At 37.5% G+C, this 24,768-nt stretch carries 21 protein-coding genes and 1 other annotated feature (1 of these 22 running past the window's edge); of the genes, 3 read left to right on the top strand and 18 right to left on the bottom strand.

Annotated features, from left to right (window positions below; genetic code table 11):
• Positions 1-4 precede the first annotated feature (4 nt).
• Positions 5-229, bottom strand: a complete 225-nt coding sequence (rpoZ, locus tag MKX39_RS05740) for a DNA-directed RNA polymerase subunit omega (RefSeq protein ID WP_093535248.1) — start codon at positions 227-229, stop codon at positions 5-7.
• A gap of 1 nt (position 230) precedes the next feature.
• Positions 231-851, bottom strand: coding sequence for a guanylate kinase (gene gmk, locus MKX39_RS05735; protein WP_340764399.1), 621 nt, complete (start codon positions 849-851; stop codon positions 231-233).
• Between the two features lie 283 nt (positions 852-1,134).
• Between gmk and MKX39_RS05730 the strand changes: the two genes are divergently transcribed.
• Positions 1,135-2,820 (top strand): Rqc2 family fibronectin-binding protein, encoded by a 1,686-nt coding sequence (locus MKX39_RS05730; protein ID WP_340768705.1) that lies wholly within the window; start codon positions 1,135-1,137, stop codon positions 2,818-2,820.
• Positions 2,821-3,538: 718 nt separating this feature from the next.
• Here the strand turns inward: MKX39_RS05730 and MKX39_RS05725 are convergent.
• Entirely contained in the window at positions 3,539-4,375 is an 837-nt protein-coding gene (locus MKX39_RS05725; RefSeq protein WP_093535254.1) for a YitT family protein, read from the bottom strand.
• A 99-nt stretch (positions 4,376-4,474) separates the two neighbouring features.
• Positions 4,475-5,377, bottom strand: a complete 903-nt coding sequence (locus MKX39_RS05720) for a LysR family transcriptional regulator (RefSeq protein WP_093535256.1) — start codon at positions 5,375-5,377, stop codon at positions 4,475-4,477.
• A gap of 259 nt (positions 5,378-5,636) precedes the next feature.
• Here MKX39_RS05720 and MKX39_RS05715 point away from each other — a divergent pair, with 259 nt between their 5' ends.
• Together MKX39_RS05715 and MKX39_RS05710 are read left to right on the top strand one after the other, a co-directional pair.
• The gene (locus tag MKX39_RS05715; RefSeq protein ID WP_093535258.1) at positions 5,637-5,909 is read left to right on the top strand and encodes an alpha/beta-type small acid-soluble spore protein; all 273 of its coding nucleotides are present in this window, start codon (positions 5,637-5,639) and stop codon (positions 5,907-5,909) included.
• A 154-nt stretch (positions 5,910-6,063) separates the two neighbouring features.
• Positions 6,064-6,861, top strand: a complete 798-nt coding sequence (locus MKX39_RS05710) for a hypothetical protein (protein ID WP_340768703.1) — start codon at positions 6,064-6,066, stop codon at positions 6,859-6,861.
• A 141-nt stretch (positions 6,862-7,002) separates the two neighbouring features.
• Here the strand turns inward: MKX39_RS05710 and hprK are convergent, their stop codons facing one another.
• The 14 genes from hprK to ileS form a co-directional block, all read right to left on the bottom strand.
• Complete coding sequence (gene hprK / locus MKX39_RS05705; protein WP_093535262.1) at positions 7,003-7,926, bottom strand: HPr(Ser) kinase/phosphatase; 924 nt, start codon at positions 7,924-7,926, stop codon at positions 7,003-7,005.
• A 467-nt stretch (positions 7,927-8,393) separates the two neighbouring features.
• On the bottom strand, positions 8,394-9,026 hold the full coding sequence (pyrE, locus tag MKX39_RS05700) for an orotate phosphoribosyltransferase (protein ID WP_340768702.1): 633 nt from the start codon (positions 9,024-9,026) through the stop codon (positions 8,394-8,396).
• The gene (pyrF, locus tag MKX39_RS05695; protein ID WP_340768701.1) at positions 9,023-9,733 is read right to left on the bottom strand and encodes an orotidine-5'-phosphate decarboxylase; all 711 of its coding nucleotides are present in this window, start codon (positions 9,731-9,733) and stop codon (positions 9,023-9,025) included. The genes pyrE and pyrF overlap by 4 nt, the downstream gene beginning before the upstream one ends.
• Positions 9,730-10,644 carry a dihydroorotate dehydrogenase gene (locus MKX39_RS05690; protein WP_340768700.1) on the bottom strand — a complete coding sequence of 305 codons (915 nt, stop codon included), beginning with the start codon at positions 10,642-10,644 and terminating at the stop codon, positions 9,730-9,732. The genes pyrF and MKX39_RS05690 overlap by 4 nt, the downstream gene beginning before the upstream one ends.
• Positions 10,641-11,417: a dihydroorotate dehydrogenase electron transfer subunit gene (locus tag MKX39_RS05685; RefSeq protein ID WP_340761883.1), complete on the bottom strand. Its 777-nt coding sequence runs from the start codon at positions 11,415-11,417 to the stop codon at positions 10,641-10,643. The genes MKX39_RS05690 and MKX39_RS05685 overlap by 4 nt, the downstream gene beginning before the upstream one ends.
• On the bottom strand, positions 11,414-14,611 hold the full coding sequence (carB, locus tag MKX39_RS05680; RefSeq protein ID WP_340768698.1) for a carbamoyl-phosphate synthase large subunit: 3,198 nt from the start codon (positions 14,609-14,611) through the stop codon (positions 11,414-11,416). The genes MKX39_RS05685 and carB overlap by 4 nt, the downstream gene beginning before the upstream one ends.
• On the bottom strand, positions 14,604-15,704 hold the full coding sequence (locus tag MKX39_RS05675; protein WP_340768696.1) for a carbamoyl phosphate synthase small subunit: 1,101 nt from the start codon (positions 15,702-15,704) through the stop codon (positions 14,604-14,606). Before MKX39_RS05675 ends, carB begins: the two co-directional genes overlap by 8 nt.
• Complete coding sequence (locus MKX39_RS05670) at positions 15,701-16,981, bottom strand: dihydroorotase (RefSeq protein WP_340768695.1); 1,281 nt, start codon at positions 16,979-16,981, stop codon at positions 15,701-15,703. The genes MKX39_RS05675 and MKX39_RS05670 overlap by 4 nt, the downstream gene beginning before the upstream one ends.
• Position 16,982: 1 nt before the next feature.
• Positions 16,983-17,861 (bottom strand): aspartate carbamoyltransferase catalytic subunit, encoded by an 879-nt coding sequence (locus MKX39_RS05665; RefSeq protein ID WP_093535280.1) that lies wholly within the window; start codon positions 17,859-17,861, stop codon positions 16,983-16,985.
• A 183-nt stretch (positions 17,862-18,044) separates the two neighbouring features.
• Positions 18,045-19,364 (bottom strand): solute carrier family 23 protein, encoded by a 1,320-nt coding sequence (locus tag MKX39_RS05660; RefSeq protein ID WP_340768692.1) that lies wholly within the window; start codon positions 19,362-19,364, stop codon positions 18,045-18,047.
• Between the two features lie 28 nt (positions 19,365-19,392).
• Positions 19,393-19,932 carry a bifunctional pyr operon transcriptional regulator/uracil phosphoribosyltransferase PyrR gene (gene pyrR / locus MKX39_RS05655; protein WP_093535739.1) on the bottom strand — a complete coding sequence of 180 codons (540 nt, stop codon included), beginning with the start codon at positions 19,930-19,932 and terminating at the stop codon, positions 19,393-19,395.
• Positions 19,933-20,156: 224 nt separating this feature from the next.
• Positions 20,157-21,083, bottom strand: coding sequence for an RluA family pseudouridine synthase (locus tag MKX39_RS05650; protein ID WP_093535284.1), 927 nt, complete (start codon positions 21,081-21,083; stop codon positions 20,157-20,159).
• A complete protein-coding gene (gene lspA / locus MKX39_RS05645; protein ID WP_093535286.1) occupies positions 21,083-21,559 on the bottom strand; it encodes a signal peptidase II in 477 nt (158 codons plus the stop codon). Before lspA ends, MKX39_RS05650 begins: the two co-directional genes overlap by 1 nt.
• 280 nt (positions 21,560-21,839) lie before the next feature.
• Positions 21,840-24,590: an isoleucine--tRNA ligase gene (gene ileS, locus MKX39_RS05640; protein ID WP_340768690.1), complete on the bottom strand. Its 2,751-nt coding sequence runs from the start codon at positions 24,588-24,590 to the stop codon at positions 21,840-21,842.
• 73 nt (positions 24,591-24,663) lie between these two features.
• Positions 24,664-24,768 (bottom strand) — a binding site (T-box leader) (it continues 117 nt past the right edge of the window).

The following is a 24,768-nucleotide window of genomic DNA, read 5'->3' as shown; positions in this document are numbered from 1 at the left end:
ATATTTAAACTTCGTCTTCATAAACTACAGAATCATTTGATGATAATATAGTTAACTCACCAGCTGCAACTTCCTCTAACGCTCTTCCTACTTTTTTATAGGACACATATGAAGTTAGACGTTCTCCGCCTTCTTCTTGTAACTGACGAGCTCGCTTGGATGCGACCGTCACTAAAGAATATTTTGAATCGATTTGCGTTTTTAAAGAATCTACAGATGGATATAACATATTAAATTTCTCCTTCCAGCATAGCTGAATATCTTTTTTCTACACGTTCACGACGACAATGTTCGGCTACGACAATTGCATTAATTTTCGCACATGCTTTAGACACTTCATCGTTTTCTACTACATAATCATATAAATGCATCATTTCAAGCTCTTGTCGTGCAGCTTGAATACGTGAACTGATGACATCTTCTGTTTCCGTTCCTCGGCCAATAAGTCTTTGTTGGAGTTCAGAAAGGCTTGGAGGCGCAAGGAATATAAATAAAGCTTCTGGAGCTTTCTCGCGAACAAGCGCTGCTCCTTGAACTTCAATTTCCAAGAAAACATCGCGTCCCGAATCTAACGTAGCATTCACATAGTCGATAGGAGTTCCATAATAATTCCCCACATATGCTGCATACTCTAACAATTTACCTTCTTCAATCAGTTGTTCAAATTCTTCTTTTTGTTTAAAGAAATAATCTACTCCGTCTACTTCACCTTCACGAGGGCTTCTTGTAGTCATAGAAATAGAGTACTCATAGTTTGTACCGGGTTCGGAAAACAACTCTTTTCTAACTGTCCCTTTACCTACTCCTGATGGACCTGATAAAACGATCAATATACCTTTTTCTCTTCGCATAACGTCTCCTTCAAATACAGTCATACTACAACGACTTCTTCCAATTACATACTTAACTTATTATAACACAAGTGTACTGGAAAATGATAAGATATATTAGATAAGTGCAAGCGCCGATGCTTTAGAAGTCGTCTAATTTAGTGACGTCGTGTCACAACGAATAAATGACCTACATTCTACGACCTCGATATTTTGAAGTAACTTTAGGCACTAGGTGCTCGAGCTCGACATATAGAAGGCGCACGCAGCACAATAAAAATAATGATTTGAAAGAGGAGTACTTATGGCATTTGACGGTTTATTTACTATATCTATGACAACAGAATTACAACAACTCGTGTCCGGACGTATTTCTAAAATACACCAGCCCAATTCACAAGAGATATTAATGCATATTAGAGCTCAAGGTAAAAATTACAAACTTTTGTTCTCAGTTCATTCATCTTATTCACGTGTACAAATTACACACGAAACAATTGACAATCCAGCCCAACCACCACTATTTTGTATGGTATTGCGTAAGCATTTAGAAGGTGGAATTATTACTGGAATTCATCAACATGAAAGTGATCGAATTATTATTTTCCAAATACAAAGTAAAAACGAAATCGGTGATGATATTTCCCGTGAAATTCATATGGAAATAATGGGACGTCACAGTAATTTGCTTTTAGTAGATCCAACTCGCAATTTACTCTTAGAAAGTATAAAGCATCTCTCTCCTTCTATGAATAGTTATCGTACTATTTTACCAGGACAGCCCTATATTGCTCCTCCTTCTCAAAACAAGCTGAATCCACTCGATGTTTCAGAAAAACTAGAAGCAGTACTTAAATCGGCTAATGATTCGAAAGAAATTATGGATCAAATTTCTGGTTTTTCTCCATTACATGCGAAGGAAATCATGTATAGATTCCAAAGTTCAACGGATAGAGTGGAGATTTATAAGGAGTTTATCCAAGAGATTACGCATGGTGGCTCTACAAAACAAATTGTAGAAGTAAATGGAAAATCCTATTATTCACCAAATGCATTAACTCATTTGGAAGGCGACAAATTCGATGAAGCAAGTTTAGGTAATTTATTGGATCGGGTCTATTTTGCAAAAGCAGAACGCGACCGTGTGAAGCAGCAAGCAGGAGATTTAGAAAAATGGCTTCAAAACGAATTAAACAAATTGAAGTTAAAAATGAAAAAACTCCAAAAAGACTTTGAACAAGCAGAGAACTTAGAAACTTATCAACTATTTGGTGAGCTAGTCATGGCAAATGCACATGCGATTGAAAAAGGATTAAAAGAAGTAGAGCTAGTAAATTATTACGATGAAAATGAAAAAACAATTGTGATTCCTTTAGATGTCCGAAAAACTGCTACGCAAAATGCACAAAAGTATTATAGCCGTTATACAAAAGCTAAAACTGCATTATTAAAAATAGAACAGCAATTTGAAATTACCAAAGATGATATTGCTTACTTTGAGTTGCTGCTCCAACAAGTAATGCAAGCCTCTCCAACTGATATTGAAGAAATTCGAGAAGAGTTAATGGAGCAAGGATTACTGAAAATGCGTGCTTCGAAAAAGAAGAAAAAGCCCGTTAAGCCAACACCAGAAAGATTTATCGCCTCGGATGGTACCGAGATATCGGTCGGCAAAAACAATAAACAGAATGATTTTGTAACTTTTAAATTAGCTCGTAAAACGGATACATGGCTTCATACAAAGGATATCCCTGGATCCCATGTAGTTATACATTCAGAGAATCCGTCAGAACAAGCACTATTAGAAGCGGCAAATCTTGCAGCATATTTTAGTAAAGCACGCGAATCTTCCTCAGTTCCGGTAGATTATACCGTAATTAAACAAGTGAAAAAACCAAATGGGGCAAAACCTGGATTTGTCATCTATTTTGAACAGACCACCTTATTTATCACACCGGACGAAGAAAAGATTAGAAATATGAAGAAGTAGAAAGATGTTAATCTCTAAAAAAAGCTAAAAGAAAGGTCTGTTGGAAGTAAATCTTTACTTCTGTCAGACCTGTTCTTTTTTTATAGTTAATAATTTTAATCTTTTTCGCATAACTAGAAAACCTTTTCGAAATAATTCTGTATTAGCTACAATCTCTATGATGATTGCTTCTAACAAAGCGATAGTGAACACGACTAGAAGTAAAAAAATAGCTACTTTATCGAAAATACTCTCGAAGGAGTTTGGGTACGATATAAATTTTAGCCTAGTGTAAAAAAAGATTGAACCAAAACCCAAAGCAAAAACAGGGATATATTTGAATAAGTTCGTTGATACCTTTTTCCCTAAATAATAAGTTATTATAGCAATGAGACACATTAGAGTTATACATACTAAGATTGCTATCTTAAAACTCATCTTGAACACCTCTTTCCGAAAATAAGGAAAATATTTTACTTAAGCCAAAATAGTCTTTACATACCATATTCATAATACAAGCGGATAATACACTTCCTATAGAGTAAGACTTTTAATTTTCAACCTTTCTAAGAACCAACCATTAGAGACTCAATACAAGCTTAACCAAGACATAAATAATTTAGTCTTTCCTTGTTCATTCCAAACGTTATATGGGAAATATCAATACCAATGGGAAAGGCCACTTGATGTGTTAACATCAAGTGGCCTTTAAAATTATTAACCCAAATCTTCTTTTATTTTAATTGACACTAAAACTACTACCTAATACATCACGGACTTCGTGAACAACAACGAACGCATTTTTATCTACGCTACTGACAGTTTGCTTCAGCTGTACTAGTTCAGGTTGGTTTATAACAATATAGAGAACTTCTTTTTGGTTTTGACTGTACCCGCCTCGACCTTCTAGAATTGTTACACCACGCGACATATTGGACACTATAAATTGGCGAATCTCCTCCGAATGTTCAGAGATAATTGTCACTGCAGTTCGACTATTTAATCCTTCAATTACATAGTCAATCACTTTTGAACCTAAAAATACGGCAACAAGCGTGTACATTGCTTTTTCCTGTCCAATGATAAATACAGATCCCGCAATAACAATAATATCAATAACTAAAACACCTTTTCCTAGACTCCATCCTAAATACTGATTGGCTAACCGAGCTAAAATGGCTGATCCTCCGGAAGTTCCGCCTGCTCTGAACATTAAACCCAGACCAAGACCTACAAACACACCAGAGAAAAGAGCAGCTAGCAATGTATCGCCATTCAATTGATGACCTACATCTTCTGTTAGAAACAGAAACAAAGAAGAAAAAACAATTCCAATTACTGTATATATCATTGTCTTTTTGTCAAAAAATTTATAACCAATAGCCAAAAGGACCGCATTAATCATCAGGTTGACAACCCCTGGTGACCATTCAAATAGATAATAGGTAATTACCGTTACCCCAATTACCCCGCCTTCGGATAATCTGTACGGAATTGCAAAATAGTTAATCCCAACTGCGAATAACAATGATCCAATAATGATTAACAATATTTCTTTCATACGTTGTTGTGCCATATTATGTATATCCTCCTACGAATAACCAGGCAAAAATTCTACTCTATCCCTTTTTACAGGCTGTAATCCTCCATGGATGGAGGTTTCACTCTATGTAGTTTACTGTCGGTCTTCCGACTCCCATTTCTTTGCGTGCTTCTCGATTATTTCTATTAATTTATTCATTGCTGGGGTAAGCCATTTATCTTTGTGATACGCTAGTTGAGTAGTCACAAACTCATCACTGTGCACCCAAGGTAAAGCAACTAAGCTGCCTCGTTCTAGTTCTTCTCTCACCGTCATCAAAGGGAGATAGGAAAGACCTAATCCACACTTCACAGATTGTTTAATAGCTTCGATATTCCAAAAAGCTATTCGTGAACAACCAACACCCTCCTCTTTAATCCATCTTTCTAGCAAATCGCGATAGCTTCCGGTCTCTGTTAAAAGTAATACTTCATCTTCCAAGTCGTTTGGAGTTATCATCGCTTTACCACATAATCGATGTCCTGCAGGTGCAATCATTACCAACGTCTCTCTTACTAAATCATTCGTAACAATGTCAGGTCCTAATTTTTCAGGATTTGTAAATAAAGCCAAGTCAAATTTCCCAGATTTCAACTCATTATTAAGCTCCTGACTTTCGGAAGGTTGTAATATAAGTTGGACTTTTGGATACAGCCTTTTGAATTCATATAAAATAGTTGGCAGTCTATATACCATTAAAGATTCATTTGCTCCGATCAATACTGTACCGGAAGGCTCTGTATTTAATCGGGAAGAATCGACCGCTTCCTGATAAAGATGTAATATTTCCTTTGCATACGATGCTAAATGGTTCCCTGCATCTGTTAGAACAACTGTTTTTCCTAGCCGGTCAAAAAGGCGATTTCCAACAGCTTCCTCCAATGCCCTTACATGATTTGTAACTGTCGACTGTGTGTATCCCAACTGCTCACCAGCTCGAGTAAATCCTCCACATTCAGCTACAACTAAAAAGGTCTTTAGATTGCGAAGTTCCATAGTCAATTCCCCCATACGAATAATATTCCTCATATTGTATAGGAATCCTATTTAAATGGCGATAATTTTTACCGCCAAATGATATTATAGTATCTTTTTCAATATTAATGAAATTAATTATATTAATTAAAATCATTTAAAATATTAGGGTAAAGTGAATTCCTAGTTATTTATATATAATTCTTTATGCATCGGGCATTATCTTTAAAAGAATAAGCATTCCTTTTGCGGAAAGACTACCAAAAAGGAGTGAAACAAAATGGCGCAAAAAAATAAAATACTAGTACCTTCTGCACGTGAGGAGTTAGATAAATTAAAGTTGCGAGTTATGAAGGAGCAAGGTTATAAGCTAAAAAGCAATAATCCGGACGATGTAAAATACGAAGTTGCAGAAGAGTTAAGTATTCCCTTAAATAATGGATATAACGGTAAACTTACTTCAGCACAAGCAGGCAAAATTGGTGGACCAATTGGTGGGAGTATGGTGAAAGAAATGGTTAGAATGGCGCAAGATCAAATGATGAAAAGATAATTCCCTCTATCGATAAGGAAAACAATTCAATAGCATAAAACCTGTAGATGGGGGGATTATAATGCTGAAACAGATAAGATTAAATTAATTATCTGTTTTTTGACATTAAAGTATTTCCCGAGAAATAAAAAATGAAAAAAGGAGGTCATGACAAATGGCATTTAACCAACAAAACCTTAGTCCAGGAACTGCTTTTTTTCGGTTCATGTTAGGTTCAGTAATGACCACTTATGGAACTGTACGACTTTTACATGAACCTAAAAGCAGAAGCGGGAAGATGCTCGTCCTTTTTGGTTCTATGAAAGCTGCTGAAGGAGCAACAAAGTTTTGTCCGACAAAAGCGATTGGTACGGTGATGGATAATTTAGCAAATGAAAATGCTAAATCAGGTGCACAAGCCAATCCCAGTAATCAGATGGCTAATGGAACTCAAACAGGACAATATGCATCAGGTGGGAATACTGATAACCAGCATGGTGGGATCATGCAAATGGTTGGAAGTCTTGCACAAAAACTAACAAATGCTAATTCGTCTCAAAATACTTCTGGCTCACAGAACGCAGGAGGAAATCAGACTAGCAATTCGGCTGACCAAAGTAATATGGGGAGCAATTCATCATCAATCGGTAACCTCGCTCAAACTATTGCCCCTCAGTTAAGTCAAGCAGTCAAAGAAGTAACGAATATGGCAAGTTCACAACAATCATCAGGTACTAAAAATGAGCAAAAACAAGCTTCCGGAACTAGTGAGGGAACTAGTAAGAAAAATGCTACATCAAGTGGAAACAACTCAAAATCAGCTTCTAGTACTAATGATAAGCAAGCTGCTCCCGCAAAAGCAAACTCTGATACAAACGGGAAATCTAACAATTCGAATATAGACTCATCCATCATAGTAGAAGTATCGAAATCAAGTCATAAGAATTCAACTACACCAAACATTCTACAATAAGCAATATTTGACTATACTTTCTTCAAACTGAAAACGTGCTTAGTACCAGTCGAAAACTTCGAGTGACTACATAGCACGTTTTCAGTTATCCCACCAAGTATTATAGTCCTATTGCTAATATGATGTAACCAACAATTAATATTAACCTTCCTCTTCAAAATCTTCCTCTAATCGCTTTACAAACTCTTCTGCAGCACTATATCCTTGCTGTTTTAAATACCAATTATTTGCCGCCGCCTCAATAAGTCCCGCAACATCACGGCCAGGTTGTAATTGGATTTGCATATGCGGTATTTGAACACCCATATAATCTATAAATTTTGTTTCTAATTCTAATTCATTATTTAATGTATTGCTTTCCCATTTAGTTAACTCAATATCTAATGCGATTCGAGTTTCCTCTTGAAATGCAGTGCGGCCATATAGGCGGACTACATTCAACAAACCAATACTTCGTAGCGCCAAAAATTCTTTGTTTTTCTCATTATGGGAACCTAAAAGAGTCTGTGGACTTAGCTTTTTTAACACAACGATATCATCTGCTACTAGCCTATGGCCACGCCCTATTAGTGTATGTGCTGTTTCACTTTTACCGACACCAGATTTCCCCCGCAACAAAATGCCCATACCAGATACATTCACACAAACACCATGAATTGAAATCTCTGGAGCCATCGCTTTTACAACAAATGCATCTAGTTTTGCACTTACTGCGCTTGTAGAATCAGGAGTGCGCAATAGTGGGATATCATTTTCTACACAATATTGTATTAGACCGGGAGGCTCGGCCTGGTTGGAGGTAATTATTATACAAGGTGGATCGTATTGAATAATGTTACCTATACGTAACTTACACTCTTCAATCTGGAGTGTGTGTAAATAATTTATTTCATTTTTCCCTAGGATTTGAATATGTTCCGTTGCTATAAAATCGAACTTGTCCATAAACTCCAAGCCTGGACGTCGAACTTTTGTTTTCTTTACTACCCGATGGAATTGATTGTGACCAGATAAAACTTCTAGAGAAAATCTATTCACAAGGTCCATCACTGTTAAAATTTTCATCGCTTACACTCGCTCTCTCCATATCATTAACTCATCATATAACAAAAATAAGTGCATAACTATTCATTTCGTTTCAATCAAGCAAAGTATAAGAGGAAAGATGATTATTATTCCAAAGCACTTTGGGGGTATAGTTAACTAATTTGATATCTACTATCCAAACCCCTAAAGGAATAAAAGTAAATAAGATAAGTAACCAAGGTGACCGAATTGAATAAGCAAATATACCGGAAAAACTATTAATGTTACGCCATAATAAAGCCTACTGTTAAAACAACCAGATAAAAAATCCACCAAAATAGCTCTATCCTTTTTTCAGTATACTCATGAATAACTTTTGAATTCCCCATAATTCCTCTTAACAAAAAGCCTTCTAAATATACGAGTAAGAATAGAATTAGTTTCAAGTTAAAATTGTCTATAAGAAAACGATCCCTCTTTTGTAGAGAGATCGTTTACAACTTAGTCTATTGTAGTAGTCCACTTTTTAAATCACTATGCCATTTAGCAAGCATAGGAATGTCTTCTGCCTTAATCATTCTTGCTTCTTTTGCAGCAGTTGTTAAAGCATCGTAATTTGTTAAACTGACGAACGAAATCCCTGCTTCTTTAAATGCTTGATCTGCTTTTAGTAGTCCATAAGTAAAAATACTAACAACACCTAGTACTTCTAGACCCTCTTTTTGAAGGGCTTCTACTGCCACTAGACTGCTTCCACCTGTCGAGATTAGATCTTCAATGACTACTACTTTTTGTCCTGCGACTACTTTACCTTCAATTTGATTGCCACGACCATGTTCCTTTGCTTTTGAACGGACATACATCATCGGAAGTTCCAGTACATCACTCACCCAAGCAGCATGGGGAATCCCCGCAGTTGCCGTACCAGCTACTGCTTCAGTTCCTGGGAAGTTTTTGTCGATGGCTTCTGCTAATCCCTGAGCAATTTCTTTTCGAATAGCAGGTGATGACATCGTAATACGGTTATCACAGTATATTGGAGATTTAATACCAGAAGCCCATGTGAATGGATCGTTCGGTTTTAATGCAACTGCACCAACTTCTAGAAGTGCCTTGGCAATTTTGTTTTCTAAGCTCATGCATTTTCCTCCCACATTTTTAAAATAGTTTCATATGCTTGTACTGGGTCATTCGCTTTTGTTATTGCACGACCTACCACAATATGAGAAGAACCAAGGAGTCGAGCATTCACTGGAGTTGCAACACGTACCTGATCATGCGCTTCTCCTTCTGCTAAACGAATACCAGGAGTAACACGTAAAAATTCTTCACCACAGACAGATGCAATTTTCTTGGCTTCTAAAACGGAGCATACGACTCCATCTAGCGCTGCTGTTTTAGCTAGCTCTGCATAATGAACAACTGATGTGTCTATCGTTGTTTGTACCAGCTGTTCTTGCTGCATTTGCAATTCAGAAGTGGAAGTTAGTTGCGTTACAGCAATAATAGAAGGTCTTTTACTACCAGCAGCGGTACCAGCATCTAATCCTTCACGCGCTGCAATCATCATTGCTACTCCACCTGCCGCATGCACATTCACCAAATCTGCTCCTAAACGAGCGAGACCTTTCATCGCATGCCCTACTGTATTTGGAATATCATGTAGCTTCAAATCAAGAAAAACATCATGACCCATCTCTTTTAGTTTATACACAATAGAAGGCCCTTCTTGTAAATATAATTCCATCCCTACTTTTACAAATAATGACTGCTCAAATGGAGTGAGAAATTGGTATGCATCTTCTGCAGAAGCAAAGTCTAATGCAATAATTGGACTGTTTTTCATAGTCGATGGCTCCTTCCAACTAAATCTGTTACGGTGTTAAATCCTAGTTCATCTAATTTTGCTGGAAGCTGTTCGATTAAATTAGGACAAATGAATGGATCAACAAAGTTTGCTGTCCCTATCGCAACCGCACTTGCTCCTGCCGATAAGAAATCCACGACATCATCAATGTTAGTAATACCACCCATTCCAATAATGGGGATAGACACTTTTGGGGCTACATCATAAACCATACGAAGTGCTACTGGCTTAATAGCTGGACCGGAAAGACCACCAGTTACATTTGCAATTACTGGACGACCAGTTTTAGTGTCCAAGCGCAATCCTAATAATGTATTAATCATCGTAATACCATCAGCTCCGCCTGCTTCTACCGCTTTTGCAATTTCTCCAATATCCGTTACATTTGGAGATAGCTTCACATATACAGGGACAGCGGAAACAGCTTTCACCGCTTTTGTTAACTCCTCAGCAATAGAAGGATCTGTTCCAAATGTAATTCCCCCTTGCTTCACATTTGGACAAGAAATATTTAGCTCAAGCGCATGAACATTTGGTGCTTGAGAGATTGCCTCTGCTACCGTGACATAATCTTCTGTAGTATAGCCTGCAACATTTGCTATAATTGGCACTTCGTATTGTTCGAGCCAAGTCAGTTCATTTTCTAATACTTTCTTTAGGCCTGGATTTTGCAGGCCAATTGCATTTAACATTCCTGACGGCGTTTCTGCCACACGTGGTGTAGGGTTACCTAATCTTGTTTCAGGAGTTGTGGCCTTTATCATAATGGCACCTAATTGCGATAAATCATATAACTTCGCATATTCTTTACCAAACCCAAAGCAACCAGAAGCTGGCATGATTGGATTTTTCAAAGAAAGACCCGGTAAAAGGGTAGCTAATCTATTCATACTCGAACAACTCCTGACGGGAACACTGGACCATCTGAACAAACCTTCACATAATCAGCCTCTATTTTTTCTGTTGTATCGCAAACACAAGCAAAACATGCTCCTATTCCACAACCCATACGTTGTTCAAAAGATAAATAACCTTCTTTTTCTGGGTATAGTTTTTCTAGAGCAGCTAGCATCGGTGTTGGTCCACAGCTATAGTAAACTGCAAAATCATCTTCTAGCTTTTCTAACACATTTGTTACGAAACCAGTAGAGCCATGGCTACCGTCCACTGTCACAATATAAGTTTCTCCAAGTTCTTGAAATTGTTTTTCATAAAAAACAACATCTTCCGACTGAAATCCTAATACATGAATAGGCTTTACACCTTTTTCCACAAGTCTTTTAGATAGTTCAAATAGAGGTGGCACACCAATTCCGCCACCTATTAGCAAAGCCTTTTGACCCACTTCTACTTTATCAATCGGAAAACCATTTCCAAGGGGTCCAAGTACATCCACTTGGTCCCCTGGTTTCTTTTCAGAAAGAAGTGTAGTCCCTCTGCCTTCTGCGCGGTATATCATTGTAAATTCTAAAGTTTTTTCATTTATAGATGAAATACTTATTGGTCTTCTTAGCAAAGGTTCCATTTGATCAGACACTCTTAGATGGACAAATTGACCTGGTTGTTTCATATCCAGTACTAACTGTCCAGTCAATGTGAGTTCAAAAATGTTCGTCGCAATAGCACTTTGTTTTACGACTTGCATTTGTTCTTGTCTAATCATGCCTTTACCTCCTGATGTTTCATCGTTTCAGTTGAGAATGTCATTGACTCAATGACACGCAGCATTGCTTCTGCAGTATCTAATGAAGTTAAACAAGGGATGCCATTTTCTACGGATTCTCTACGAATACGGAATCCATCACGTTCTGGCTGCATTCCTTTTGTTAACGTATTAATGATAAATTGTGCTTCCCCTTTTTGAATTACATCTAGTAAAGTAGTTCCTTTTGAACCTATTTTATCAACGATATCTACTGGAATCCCAACATTTTTAATTGCTTCAGCAGTACCTTGAGTAGCCATAATGCGGAATCCTATTGCATAGAATCTTTTCGCAATTTCGATGCCTTCTGCTTTATCTTTATCTGAGATAGTCATTAGCACTGTGCCATGATCTTTAATTTCCATACCCGCTGCTACTAAACCTTTATATAATGCTTTTTCAAGCGTGATATCTTTGCCCATTACTTCACCAGTAGATTTCATCTCAGGTCCGAGTGTAATGTCTACACGACGAAGTTTCGCAAAACTGAACACTGGTACTTTTACATATACACCTGGGCTAGTTGGAGCAAGTCCTGGTGTATAACCTTGTTCTATAATTGATTGACCTAAAATCGCTTTTGTTGCGATATTCGCCATCGGAATTGATGTGATTTTACTTAAGAATGGTACAGTACGACTTGAACGTGGATTTACTTCAATAACATAAACCTCATCTTTTGAAATAACATATTGAATATTCATCAATCCAACAATTTTCAATCCTTTTGCAAGTCTTGTTGTGTAATCTACCAATGTATCCATCTGGTATTGCGAAAGCTTCTGTGGAGGATACACAGCAATTGAGTCACCAGAATGGACTCCTGCACGTTCAATATGTTCCATGATTCCTGGTATTAACACATTTTCACCATCACAAATTGCATCTACTTCTATTTCTGTTCCAGTTAAGTAGCGGTCAATCAAAACTGGTTTTTCAGGACTTGCTTCCACCGCATTCTCCATATACTGTTTAATCTCGTCTTCGGTGTAGACAATTTGCATGGCACGCCCACCAAGTACGTATGAAGGTCTCACTAATACTGGGTATCCTATTTCATTGGCAATGGTCGTTGCTTCTTCTACAGACACAGCAGTTTTTCCGAGTGGCTGTGGAATATCTATTTCATGAAGAGCTGCTTCAAACTTATTACGATTTTCTGCACGATCAATGTCCTCTAGCGTTGTACCTAAAATTTTCACTCCTCTTTCTTCCAACCCAGCAGCTAAGTTGATAGCCGTTTGTCCTCCAAATTGAACAACTACCCCTTTTGGCTGCTCTAAGTCTACGATGTGCATAACATCTTCTAATGTGAGTGGTTCAAAATATAATTTATCTGAAATGGAGAAATCGGTTGAAACTGTTTCAGGGTTATTATTAATAATAATAGCCTCATAGCCCGCTTCTTTTATCGCCCATACAGAATGTACAGTTGCATAGTCAAACTCAACCCCTTGACCAATACGGATCGGCCCTGACCCTAACACAATCACACTTTCCTTTTCCGTACGAATAGATTCATTTTCCTCTTCATATGTTCCATAAAAGTAAGGTGTTTCAGACTCAAACTCCCCTGCACACGTATCGACCATTTTATAAACTGGTACAATTCCATTTTCTTTTTTAAATTTATAAACTTCTAATTCAGTTACATGCCAATATTTTGCAATAGTTTTATCTGCAAAGCCCATACGTTTTGCTTTATATAACACTTCTTGATCGAAAGGATTTGCTTGGATTACTTGTTCGTACTTCACGATATTTTGAAGCTTGTTTAAGAAAAATTGATCGATCTGACTCCACTCATGTATCGTTTCTACAGATACTCCACGGCGGAGTGCTTCTCCTATAAAGAATAATCTTTCATCACCCGCACGACGAATGCGTTTTTCCATCCACGCATCTGTAATTGATTCACTATTTTTCATTTCGATATGGAAGTGCCCAGTTTCCAGTGAACGTATTGATTTAAGAATTGCTTCCTCAAATGTACGGCCTAAAGACATTACTTCTCCAGTAGCTTTCATTTGTGTTCCTAGATTACGTTTTGCCGATTCAAATTTATCGAATGGCCATCTAGGAATTTTGGCAACAATATAATCCAATGCTGGCTCGAAACAAGCGTAGGTTTTTTGGGTAACTGGATTCATCATCTCATCCAATGTAAGACCAACAGCAATTTTAGCGGCAAGTTTTGCAATTGGATAGCCAGTTGCTTTTGATGCCAATGCAGAAGAACGGCTAACTCGTGGGTTCACTTCAATAATATAGTAATTGAAGCTATGTGGATCCAGTGCTAACTGTACATTACATCCACCCTCAATTTTAAGTGCACGAATAATTTTTAAAGATACATTTCGAAGCATTTGGTTTTCTCGGTCTGACAATGTTTGTGTAGGAGCAACAACAATTGAGTCCCCAGTATGGATCCCAACAGCGTCGAAGTTTTCCATATTACATACAACAATTGCATTATCCGCAGAATCACGCATTACTTCGTATTCTATCTCTTTATATCCAGCAATGGATTTCTCGAGTAAACACTGTGTAACCGGACTATATTTTAAACCACTTGTCACTATTTCAGCTAAATCGTTATCGTTATAACAAATACCCCCGCCAGTTCCACCCATTGTAAATGCCGGACGGACAATAACTGGATAACCAATTCGCTCAACAAATGCTTTTGCTTCTTCCAGATTATGAATAATATCGCTATCGGGAACTGGTTCATTTAATTCATTCATCAACGTACGGAATAAATCTCGGTCTTCCGCTTTGTGAATAGCTTCCAGTTTTGTACCTAATATTTCAATTCCTAGTTCATCTAAAATGCCGGACTCATCGAGTTCAATTGCCATATTTAGTCCAGTTTGTCCCCCAAGTGTTGGTAAGATGGCATCTGGACGTTCTTTACGAATGATTTTACTAACAAATGGTAACGTGAGAGGTTCAATATAAACTTTATCTGCAATTTCTGTATCTGTCATAATAGTTGCAGGATTTGAATTCACTAAAATAACACTATAACCTTCTTCTCTTAGTGAGATACATGCTTGTGTACCCGCATAATCGAATTCCGCTGCTTGGCCGATTACAATTGGACCAGAACCTATTACTAGTATTGTTTTTATATCTTTACGTTTAGGCATGTGAACTCTCCTTTTTGCTTTCAGCATTCATTAGTTCGATAAACTCATCAAATAGATGTTTTGAATCTTCTGGTCCCGATGATCCTTCTGGGTGGAACTGAACACAGAATACCGGGAATTTAGTATGTCTTACTCCTTCAACCGTGCCATCATTTAACGCTATATGTGTTATTTCTAAATCTGTTTGTGCGATGGAATCTGCATCAATTGCATAACCGTGGTTTTGAGAAGTTAACTCTGTTTTTCCAGTTCTGAGATCTTTTACTGGGTGATTTCCTCCGCGATGTCCAAATTTTAACTTGAAGGATGTAGCGCCACTTGCAAGTGAAATAAGTTGATGTCCAAGGCATACTCCGAAAATCGGCACTTTCCCAATAATTCCTTTGACCATTTCAATTGCTTCTGGAATATCAGTTGGATCTCCAGGTCCGTTAGATAGCATGACACCATCAGGGTACATACCTAGAATTTCAGTTGCTGATGTATTATAAGGGACAACAATAATATCGCAATCTCTTTTATTTAGCTCTCTTAATATGCCGTGTTTCATACCAAAGTCCACAAGTACGACTCTCTTTCCTCGTCCGGGACTTGGATATGGACGAGTTATAGAAACTTGTTGCACTACATTTTTGGGGATTTCCGTAGCGAGAAGTTCTTTTACAATTTGATCCACATTCACTTCTTCACCAGCATTTGTAAGTCTGCCTTTTAGAGAACCATGCTTACGAATAATACGAGTAAGCTTTCTCGTATCGATTCCTTCAATTGCTGGAACGTTTTTCCCTTTTAAAAATTCACTCAAAGTACCTGTACTTCTGAAATTTGATGGTTGTTCCGCAAGCTCTCTTATAACCACTCCGGAAAGACCTATTTTAATAGCTTCAAAATCATCAGGATTTACACCGTAGTTACCAACCATTGGATACGTAAACGTCAATATTTGTCCACAGTTAGAAGGATCTGATATAGATTCTTGATAGCCTGTCATGGCAGTTGTAAAAATCACTTCACCAATTGTCCCTGCATCACTACCAAATGCATTTCCCTTAAACACCGTACCGTCTTCTAATATTAAATATCTTGTTTTCATATTTGTTCCTCCTGCCATACGATTTCTCCGTTATACATTGTCAGTTGTGGCCAACCATTACAAACAATTCCGTTAAACGGTGTATTTTTTCCTTTAGATATAAATGTTTCTTTATCTATTTTTTGTTCTTTTTTTAAGTCTATTAAAACCAAATCCGCTGGTGATCCTACTTCTAGCTTCCCAAACTCAAATCCGAATACTTTGGCTGGTTTAATAGTTAGGTAATCCAATAGTTGCTGTAATGTCCACTCACCAGGTTTTACGAAGTGAGTATATAATAATGGGAATGCTGTCTCTAAACCGACAATTCCGAACGGCGCTTTTTCAAATCCATTTGATTTTTCTTCTTCTGTATGAGGAGCATGATCAGTGGCGATAAAATCTAAAGTTCCATCTACTAACCCCGCTCGTAGTGCCATCATATCTTCTTTAGCTCTAAGTGGTGGGTTCATTTTCCAAATTGCTTCATCAGATGGAATATCATCCTCACAAAGTATTAAATGATGAGGACTTACTTCCGCTGTTACGTGAATACCTGCTTTTTTAGCGTCTCGTATTACTCGTACAGATTCTTTTGTACTTACATGACATACATGATAATGAGCCCCTGCTGCTTCTGCGAGTAAAATATCACGCGCAATATGTACGGATTCTGAAACTGATGGGATCCCCTTCAATCCAAGCTCTTCACTTCGTTTTCCTTTATGCATAACTCCACCGTAGATTAACGAGTTATCTTCACAATGCGCAACAATTGGAATATTAAATTTCGCAGCTTCTTCCATTGCTTCCAGCATTGTACCTGCAGCTTGAACACCAACACCATCATCCGTTAAAGCAAAGGCTCCAAGATTTTTCAACGATTTAATATCTGTTCTTTCTTTACCTGCTTGTCGAATAGTAATAGAACCATATGGCAAGACACGTACAAGTGCGTTTTTCTCTACTAAATCTAAAACATGTGAGAAGTTTTCGGCTGTATCAGGCACTGGTCTTGTATTTGGCATAGCACAAATAGTTGTATAGCCCCCTTTAGCGGCAGCATTTGTTCCTGTTTCTATCGTTTCCTTCTGCTCTCCACCTGGCTCACGTAAATGTACATGAACATCAATAAACCCCGGAGAGAGCAAGAGACCTTTACCATCTATTTGTTGTGCTACAGTTGATGTGACATTGGCTCCGATTGCAGCAATCTTACCATCTTCAACTAAAACAGCAGTCGTTTCAAATTCCCCTTCATTGTTAACTATTTGAACGTTTTGAATAATTATTGTCATGTTATTCTCTCCCTTTCAAAATCATTTCAATGACAGCCATGCGAACAAAAACACCATTTTCCATTTGTTTAAAGATTCTTGAACGATTACATTCAACTAATTCAGTGGCTATTTCCACATCTCTGTTAAATGGTGCTGGATGCATGATAATTGCACTTTTGTTCATTTTTTTCTCTCGTTCTAGTGTGAGACCATACGCTTGGTGATATTGCTCTTTAGAAAATATTGTCTTCCCATCATGTCTTTCGTGTTGAACACGAAGCATCATGAGAACATCACTATCTTCTATTACCTCGTCGAAATTATTAAATGCTTCGAATTCTCCTTGCCATTCTGGTGGACATACAAATCGGACTTGTGCGCCTAGTCTTGTAAGTGCATCTGCATTTGATCTGGCAACACGACTATGGCTAATATCCCCAACAATTGTTATTACTTTATTTTGCAAGGTCCCAAACTCTTGCCAAATAGTATAAATGTCCAAAAGGCTTTGCGTCGGATGATTTCCTGTACCGTCTCCCCCGTTAATAATTACAGGTTTTACTTTTCCAACGAGTTCCTCAAAATAATTATTTTGTTCATGCCTAATTACTAATACATCTAGACCGATAGATTCTAAAACTTTTACTGTGTCATAAAGTGTTTCCCCTTTAAGGGTGCTTGAGAATCCAGCATCGAATGGAAGGACCTCTAAATTTAGCTTTCTTTCTGCCATTTCAAAACTCATCTTCGTTCTGGTACTAGGCTCAAAAAATAGGTTTGAAACCATGTAATTATTCCTCAAGGTTGAGGAAGTACCATCATGAAACGCTTTTGTTTGATTTAATATGGAAAGTATTTGATCTGTCGATAATTCTTTCATTGATACCAAATTTTTCATTTAACATCTACCTTTCTTTCTCACCAAGCATTTTTTGATAATATCCAAATAATAGGAAAACCTCCTCGAAAAAGTCTCGAGAAGGTTCGTTTAAGCATAGACAAGTAGCAGGATCATATGAAATATCCCAACTTGCTATCCGAACCTTTTGCTGACTCACTGTTCAACTTCTTAAAAGGCCAATTATTTAGTTTGATATAAATCCGTACTTTCTGCTTGCTTTCTTCCAGGTAGGATGAGATTTAGTATAACTCCGATAATTGCTGCTAAAGCCATACCTTCAATGCTAAGTGCTTCCGTAACGATGAATTTTGCTCCTCCAATTCCTATTACGAGAATGACGGATGCAATAACTAAGTTTCGACTATTGCCGAAATCTACTTTTGCATCAACTAACATCCGTAAACCACTTGCTGCAATTATCCCAAATAACAGAATAGATACGCCACCTAGGACTGCTGTTGGTATCGTTGATATAACTGCCATCGCTTTTCCAAAGAATGATAGTAGAATTGCCACAACAGCAGCACCCAATATCACATAGACACTATAAATACGAGTGATGGCTAAAACTCCAATGTTCTCCCCGTAGGTAGTTTTAGGTGGACCACCGATAAGTGCACTTACTAAAGTACCTAAGCCATCACCTAATAATGACCTATGCAGCCCTGGTTCTTTTATGTAGTCTCTCACTACAACTTTTCCTAATACGAGCTGATGTCCAATATGCTCGGATATAGTAACGATGACGATTGGCACCATTACTAGTAAAATATTCGTAGTAATGACAAAGTCATAATGTAGCCCAGGTAGCATAAAGTCTGGTGAAGCAAATAATTTTGCTTCTTTAATTGGGGCAAAGTCAACAATCCCAATAATAATGGAATATATATAACCCACCACTAAACCTATTAAGATTGGCATTGTACTAATAATATTTTTAAAGAAAACCGTACAGATAATTGCCGTAAACAATGTCACTAATGCCGCTGAGAAATGTAAGAAGCTATATTCTTTTAAGCCTGAATCTGCATTTGTTATATTCATCGCCATATCCACTGCCACACCAGATAGTCCTAATCCAATGACCATGATGACTGGTCCAACAACGATTGCTGGTAACAGCTTCATAATCCACTTATAGCCACTTTTCCAAATTACGAGCGACACAATTCCGTAAACCAATCCTACGAAAACCGCACCGATCATTGCATTACCCGGATTAATAGCTTCCCCCGCTTCATTCAAGCCATTTACTGCCACAAGAATTGGTGCGATGAATGCGAACGACGATCCTAAATATGCCGGCACTTGAAATTTAGTTACGAGTAAGAAGATTATTGTTGCAATCCCACTTGTTAATAATGCAATTGCAGGACTCAAACCTACTAGTTGCGGTACCAAAATAGTCGATCCGAACATTGCAAACATATGTTGAAAACTTAAAGTGATGAGCTGTCCACTTGATGGCTTATCATTTACATCTAAAATGGCATTTGACATGAATTTTCCCTACCTTTTAAATAGATTCTTATTCGTAAATGGATACTGCATCTACCTCGTCTGTTTCCGTTACTTTGACGACAATTCTCTCCCCACTAGAAGTGGGTATATTTTTGCCAACATAATCTGCTCTAATAGGTAGCTCGCGGTGCCCTCTATCGATTAATACCGCTAACTGTATTTGAGCTGGTCTTCCAAGATCCATAACTGCATCCATTGCCGCTCGTACTGTTCGACCTGTGTACAAAACATCATCCACTAGAATAACTTTTTTATCTTTCACATCATGCGTAATATCCACTTGCTGTACTAAAGGTTCATCGGTATTATTTTTTAACGATAAGTCATCTCTATAAAGTGTAATATCGAGCTCTCCTGTTTTTATCGGCTTGCCCTCAATTACCTCGATCCGATCTGCTAAACGTTTCGCTAAAAACGCTCCTCTAGTTTTAATGCCCACTAGAATACACTCATCAATCCCTTTGTTACGTTCAATAATTTCATGTGCAATTCTTGTGAGTGCTCGATTTATCGCTTTCTCATCTAGAATATTTGCTTTTTCTCCCATTTCCTTCTCATCTCCTTTGAACAAAATAAAAAACCTTCTAGACTCGAGAGCCTAGAAGGTTGTAAATGCGTTATTAAGTAGAGTGATTCCTAAAAATCCGCAGATTGATAGTGAGTCACGTTCACATGTACCTTCTCAGCCTCTCTGGACTGTTATTAAAGGTGAAGCTATATAGTTTTTAAATTACTAGCAAGTAAATGTTTGCTTGTTTTTAGTATAGAGTACTATTCCTCATTAATCAACGTTTGATTTTTTAAATTTTGTATCAAATTAGTAAAATCATCTGGAAGTGGGTATGAGAACTCTAAGTATTCTCCCGTTTTCGGGTGAATGAAACCTAATAATCCTGCATGTAAAACTTGTCCATCAAAGTTAATCGTTTTCTTCGGACCATATTTTGGATCTCCAGCAAGTGGGTAACCAATATATTTCATATGCACACGAATTTGATGAGTACGTCCAGTTTCTAATTGGCATTCAACTAACGTAAATTTATCAAATCTATCTAATACGCGGAAATGTGTAACAGCATGTTTGCCGTTATCCACTACTGCCATATTTTGTCTTTCTCTTTTATCTCGAGCGATAGGTGCATCTATTGTCCCTTTATCATGCGCTATTCGACCGTGCACAATTGCTGTGTATTTACGAGTAACTGTTTTCTTAACCAGTTGATCTACTAAAGAGACATGTGCAACATCATTTTTAGCTACCATCAGTAAACCTGTTGTATCTTTGTCAATACGATGCACAATTCCAGGTCGCATAACTCCGTTAATACCCGACAAATCTTTAATCTGATGCATTAAACCGTTAACGAGGGTCCCAGTTGTATGCCCTGGTGCAGGGTGTACTACCATTCCACGAGGTTTATAAACTACTACGACATCCGCATCTTCATAAATAATTTCTAAATTTAGGTTTTCTGCTTGGATATCCAGTGGTATAGCATCGGGAGGTGTTACGACAATAACATCTCCTACTTTCACTTTATAATTGGACTTGGCTGGTTCATTGTTTACAGTAACATGTCCATCTTTTATAAAGTTTTGGATCTGCGTACGTGACCAATCTGATTCAAAAGATGCCACTGCTTTATCAATACGCTCTTTTGCTTGTTCATTTTCAATAATAAATGTTAAATCTTCCATTACTTCACCTTTTTCTTTTCAGCTCGTTCTTCCTGAAATACAAATATTATTATAATTATAACTCCGATAGTTAGTGCAGCATCCGCCACATTAAAAATAGGAAAATCATAATTGATAATAGGTATTAAAACATCGACGAAATCTACTACTTCGCCTCTCCAAAGTCGGTCAATAAAGTTCCCAATTGCTCCACCAAGCAGTAACATCAAACCGACTTGAAACATCGGTTTTCCTTTTGCTTCTTTATGGAAGTAATAGATAATTCCAATGATAACAATGATAGTGACTATGGTAAAGAATCCTATTTTTCCTTGCAGAATGCCCCAGGCTGCTCCTTTATTTCTATGAGAAAGTAGCGCTAGGTAAGGGTCCCACAAAATAATTCGTTCACCAAGTGACATATTCTTAACGACAAGCCATTTGGTCCATTGATCTAACGCAATGAAAAAAGCAGCTAGTCCATAAAATTTCCACACATTATTTCCCCCACATAACAAATTCTTTACAGTAAAAAATTGAACACTCTCCACTTAGTTTAACACAGAACCATACAATTCGTAAAAGAGCAGAGAAATTTCAATATAGAAAATGTTCTTCAGCTTATGAGGAGTATTTATATTATGCACTAGATCGGCTGTATTATAGACTTCCATTACAGTTATGAGGTATATTGTTGAATTTAAGGGCTATCTTCATTAAAACGAAATATTTAAAAATGTGGCCCTATATAAAATAGGACCACATTTCTTCGACTATTTACTTCACAACCTCTGCGCAACGTGCACATAATGTTGGGTGTGCTTCTACTGTTCCCACTGTTTCGGAAATTGTCCAGCAACGCTCACATTTTTCACCATCTGCTTTTTCTACTACAACGGAAGCATGTTCTAATGCCAAGCTGTTAGCAGGTGCGTCAGAAGGAGCCCCGCCTAATTCAAACTTAGAAACGATAAACAATTGAGCAAAGTCGATCGCATCTGTTTCAAATAATTCTTTATAGTCATCATTTACATATAGAGCTACTTTAGCTTCTAATGATTTACCAATAGTTTTTGCATTACGTGCTTCTTCCAATGCTTTTAGAACATCATCACGTAATTCCATAATTTTATCCCACTTAGCTGCTAACTCTTTAAATTCAGGATAATTAACGGCTTCTGGCATATCTGTTAATTGAATACTTTCTGCTGTTTCATGCTCTAAGTAAGCCCAAAGCTCATCTGTTGTATGAGGCAGAATAGGTGTTAATAGTTTTAATAGCGCTAGTAGCGTATCATACATAACTGTTTGCATTGCACGACGATCTGGGTGATCCTCCCCATAGATATACACAACATCTTTTGCAATGTCTAAGTAGAATGAACTTAGCTCACTTGATACAAAATTATTAATCGTATGATATACACTTGCGAAATCATAGCGATCATATGCCGCTCTTACTGTAGAAATTACTTCTTGAAGTTTCATATACATATATTGATCGACTTCACGTAGATCTTTAAATTCCACACGATTATTAACCGGATGGAAATCACTGATATTGCCATGCAAGAATCGGAAAGTATTACGAATTTTACGATATACTTCGGATACTTGTTTGAAAATCGCATCAGAAACACGTACATCTGCTGTATAATCCACGGAAGCTACCCATAAACGTACAATGTCCGCACCTAACTGATTGATCACTTTGGAAGGAACGATAACGTTACCTAAGGATTTACTCATTTTACGACCATTGCCATCTAATGTGAAACCATGGCTTAACAATCCTTTATAAGGAGCATGACCAAACATAGCAGTACTTGTGATTAGAGAAGAATTAAACCAACCACGATACTGATCTGATCCCTCTAGGTATAAGTCAGCTGGGAATACTAAATCATCCCGTTCTTCTAGAACACCTTGATGAGATGAACCCGAATCAAACCATACATCCATGATATCTGTTTCTTTCGTAAAGATACCATTTGGACTACCAATATGAGTGAATCCTTCAGGTAATAATTCCTTCGCTTCTCTTTCAAACCAAATATTCGATCCGTGCTCTCGGAATAGTTTAGAAACATGTGAAATCGTCTCTTCTGTCAGGATTGGTTCTCCATCTTCCCCATAAAATACCGGAATTGGAACTCCCCATACACGTTGTCGAGAAATACACCAGTCTCCACGATCACGAATCATGTTAAATAGACGAGTCTCTCCCCATGCAGGAGTAAATTTTGTATCTCGAATTGCTTGTAGTAATTCATCTCTAAATGCCTCAATTGAAGCAAACCATTGAGCAGTAGCACGATAAATAACTGGTTTTTTTGTACGCCAGTCATGTGGATATGAATGCGTAAAGAATGTAAGTTTCTCAAGTGCACCAGCAGCTTCTAGAGCTTCTGTAATTGCTTTGTTAGCTGTATCATAAAATAATCCTTCAAAACCTGGTGCTTCAGCAGTCATAACACCGCGGTCATCCACTGGACAAAGGACATCTAATCCATAAGCTTTACCAACATAAAAGTCATCTTCCCCGTGACCAGGCGCTGTATGAACACAACCAGTACCAGATTCAGTTGTTACATGCTCCCCAAGAATGATAAGAGAATCACGATCGTATAAAGGATGTTTTGCAACTAAGCGATCCATTTCTTGACCTAATAGTGTACGCTCTACTGTGTATTCTTCCCAGCCTAATTCTTCTGCAACAGCTTTTACTAAATCTAATGCAACAACAAACTTAGAACCATTCGTTTCGACAACTGCATACTCCACTTTTGGATGTAAAGAAATAGCTAAGTTCGCAGGAATAGTCCAAGGTGTTGTAGTCCAAATGATAAACTTTGTTCCTTCTTCAAGAACTCCCTTACCTTCCGTTACCTTAAAGCTTACATAGATAGATGGTGATTTTTTATCTTGGTATTCAATTTCAGCTTCTGCTAATGCTGATTCACTAGAAGGTGACCAGTAAACAGGCTTTAATCCTTTATAAATGTATCCTTTTTTAGCCATCGCACCGAATACTTCGATTTGACGTGATTCAAAATCAGAAGTCAATGTAACATATGGGTTTTCCCAGTCACCACGAACACCCAGACGTTTGAACTGCGAGCGTTGATTATCAATTTGTTGATAAGCATACTCTTCACAAAGCTTTCTAAACTCTGCTAAAGACAGTTCTTTACGTTTCACACCTTTATTTGTTAATGCTTGCTCGATTGGAAGACCATGTGTATCCCAACCTGGAACATATGGTGCGTGGAAACCTGTCATAGACTTATGACGGACAATCATATCTTTCAATACTTTGTTTAATGCGTGACCCATATGAAGATCACCATTTGCGTACGGTGGTCCATCATGCAGTACAAAAAATGGTCGATCTTTAGTATGATCCTGTACTTTTTTATAGATATCCTGCTCTGCCCATTTCGCTTGGATTTCTAACTCTTTCACTGGTAAGTTTCCACGCATTGGGAAAGCTGTCTTAGGCATTAATAACGTATCTTTGTATTCCATCTTATTACCTCCTAATTAGTAAAAACGTAAAAATTGTATTAATCTACACGTAAACAAAAAAACTCCCATCCCAAAAAGGGACGAGGAGTTATGCTCGCGGTACCACCCTACTTGCGATTTCTCAAAAAATCGCCGCTTAGAATGCCATAACGGGGCACTAACCGAAGACACTTACTAA

Origin of the sequence: Psychrobacillus sp. FSL K6-1464 (genome assembly GCF_038003145.1) — a bacterium.
In the GTDB taxonomy this organism is placed as follows: Bacteria; Bacillota; Bacilli; order Bacillales_A; family Planococcaceae; genus Psychrobacillus; species Psychrobacillus psychrotolerans.
This window is presented reverse-complemented; position numbering and strand designations above follow the sequence as displayed.

Excerpts from the sequence above, each read along its gene's own strand:
- pyrF (WP_340768701.1), bottom strand. The coding sequence starts at position 9,733 with ATGAAAAACAGTCCAATTATTGCATTAGACTTTGCTTCTGCAGAAGAT.
- MKX39_RS05650 (WP_093535284.1), bottom strand. The coding sequence starts at position 21,083 with ATGGAAGATTTAACATTTATTATTGAAAATGAACAAGCAAAAGAGCGT.
- gmk (WP_340764399.1), bottom strand. The coding sequence starts at position 851 with ATGCGAAGAGAAAAAGGTATATTGATCGTTTTATCAGGTCCATCAGGA.
- MKX39_RS05720 (WP_093535256.1), bottom strand. The coding sequence starts at position 5,377 with ATGGAACTTCGCAATCTAAAGACCTTTTTAGTTGTAGCTGAATGTGGA.
- MKX39_RS05660 (WP_340768692.1), bottom strand. The coding sequence starts at position 19,364 with ATGTCAAATGCCATTTTAGATGTAAATGATAAGCCATCAAGTGGACAG.
- pyrR (WP_093535739.1), bottom strand. The coding sequence starts at position 19,932 with ATGGGAGAAAAAGCAAATATTCTAGATGAGAAAGCGATAAATCGAGCA.
- MKX39_RS05715 (WP_093535258.1), top strand. The coding sequence starts at position 5,637 with ATGGCGCAAAAAAATAAAATACTAGTACCTTCTGCACGTGAGGAGTTA.
- MKX39_RS05725 (WP_093535254.1), bottom strand. The coding sequence starts at position 4,375 with ATGGCACAACAACGTATGAAAGAAATATTGTTAATCATTATTGGATCA.
- MKX39_RS05710 (WP_340768703.1), top strand. The coding sequence starts at position 6,064 with ATGGCATTTAACCAACAAAACCTTAGTCCAGGAACTGCTTTTTTTCGG.
- carB (WP_340768698.1), bottom strand. The coding sequence starts at position 14,611 with ATGCCTAAACGTAAAGATATAAAAACAATACTAGTAATAGGTTCTGGT.
- hprK (WP_093535262.1), bottom strand. The coding sequence starts at position 7,926 with ATGAAAATTTTAACAGTGATGGACCTTGTGAATAGATTTTCTCTAGAA.
- ileS (WP_340768690.1), bottom strand. The coding sequence starts at position 24,590 with ATGGAATACAAAGATACGTTATTAATGCCTAAGACAGCTTTCCCAATG.
- MKX39_RS05730 (WP_340768705.1), top strand. The coding sequence starts at position 1,135 with ATGGCATTTGACGGTTTATTTACTATATCTATGACAACAGAATTACAA.
- MKX39_RS05675 (WP_340768696.1), bottom strand. The coding sequence starts at position 15,704 with ATGAAAACAAGATATTTAATATTAGAAGACGGTACGGTGTTTAAGGGA.
- MKX39_RS05670 (WP_340768695.1), bottom strand. The coding sequence starts at position 16,981 with ATGACAATAATTATTCAAAACGTTCAAATAGTTAACAATGAAGGGGAA.
- MKX39_RS05685 (WP_340761883.1), bottom strand. The coding sequence starts at position 11,417 with ATGATTAGACAAGAACAAATGCAAGTCGTAAAACAAAGTGCTATTGCG.
- MKX39_RS05665 (WP_093535280.1), bottom strand. The coding sequence starts at position 17,861 with ATGAAAAATTTGGTATCAATGAAAGAATTATCGACAGATCAAATACTT.
- MKX39_RS05690 (WP_340768700.1), bottom strand. The coding sequence starts at position 10,644 with ATGAATAGATTAGCTACCCTTTTACCGGGTCTTTCTTTGAAAAATCCA.
- pyrE (WP_340768702.1), bottom strand. The coding sequence starts at position 9,026 with ATGAGCTTAGAAAACAAAATTGCCAAGGCACTTCTAGAAGTTGGTGCA.
- rpoZ (WP_093535248.1), bottom strand. The coding sequence starts at position 229 with ATGTTATATCCATCTGTAGATTCTTTAAAAACGCAAATCGATTCAAAA.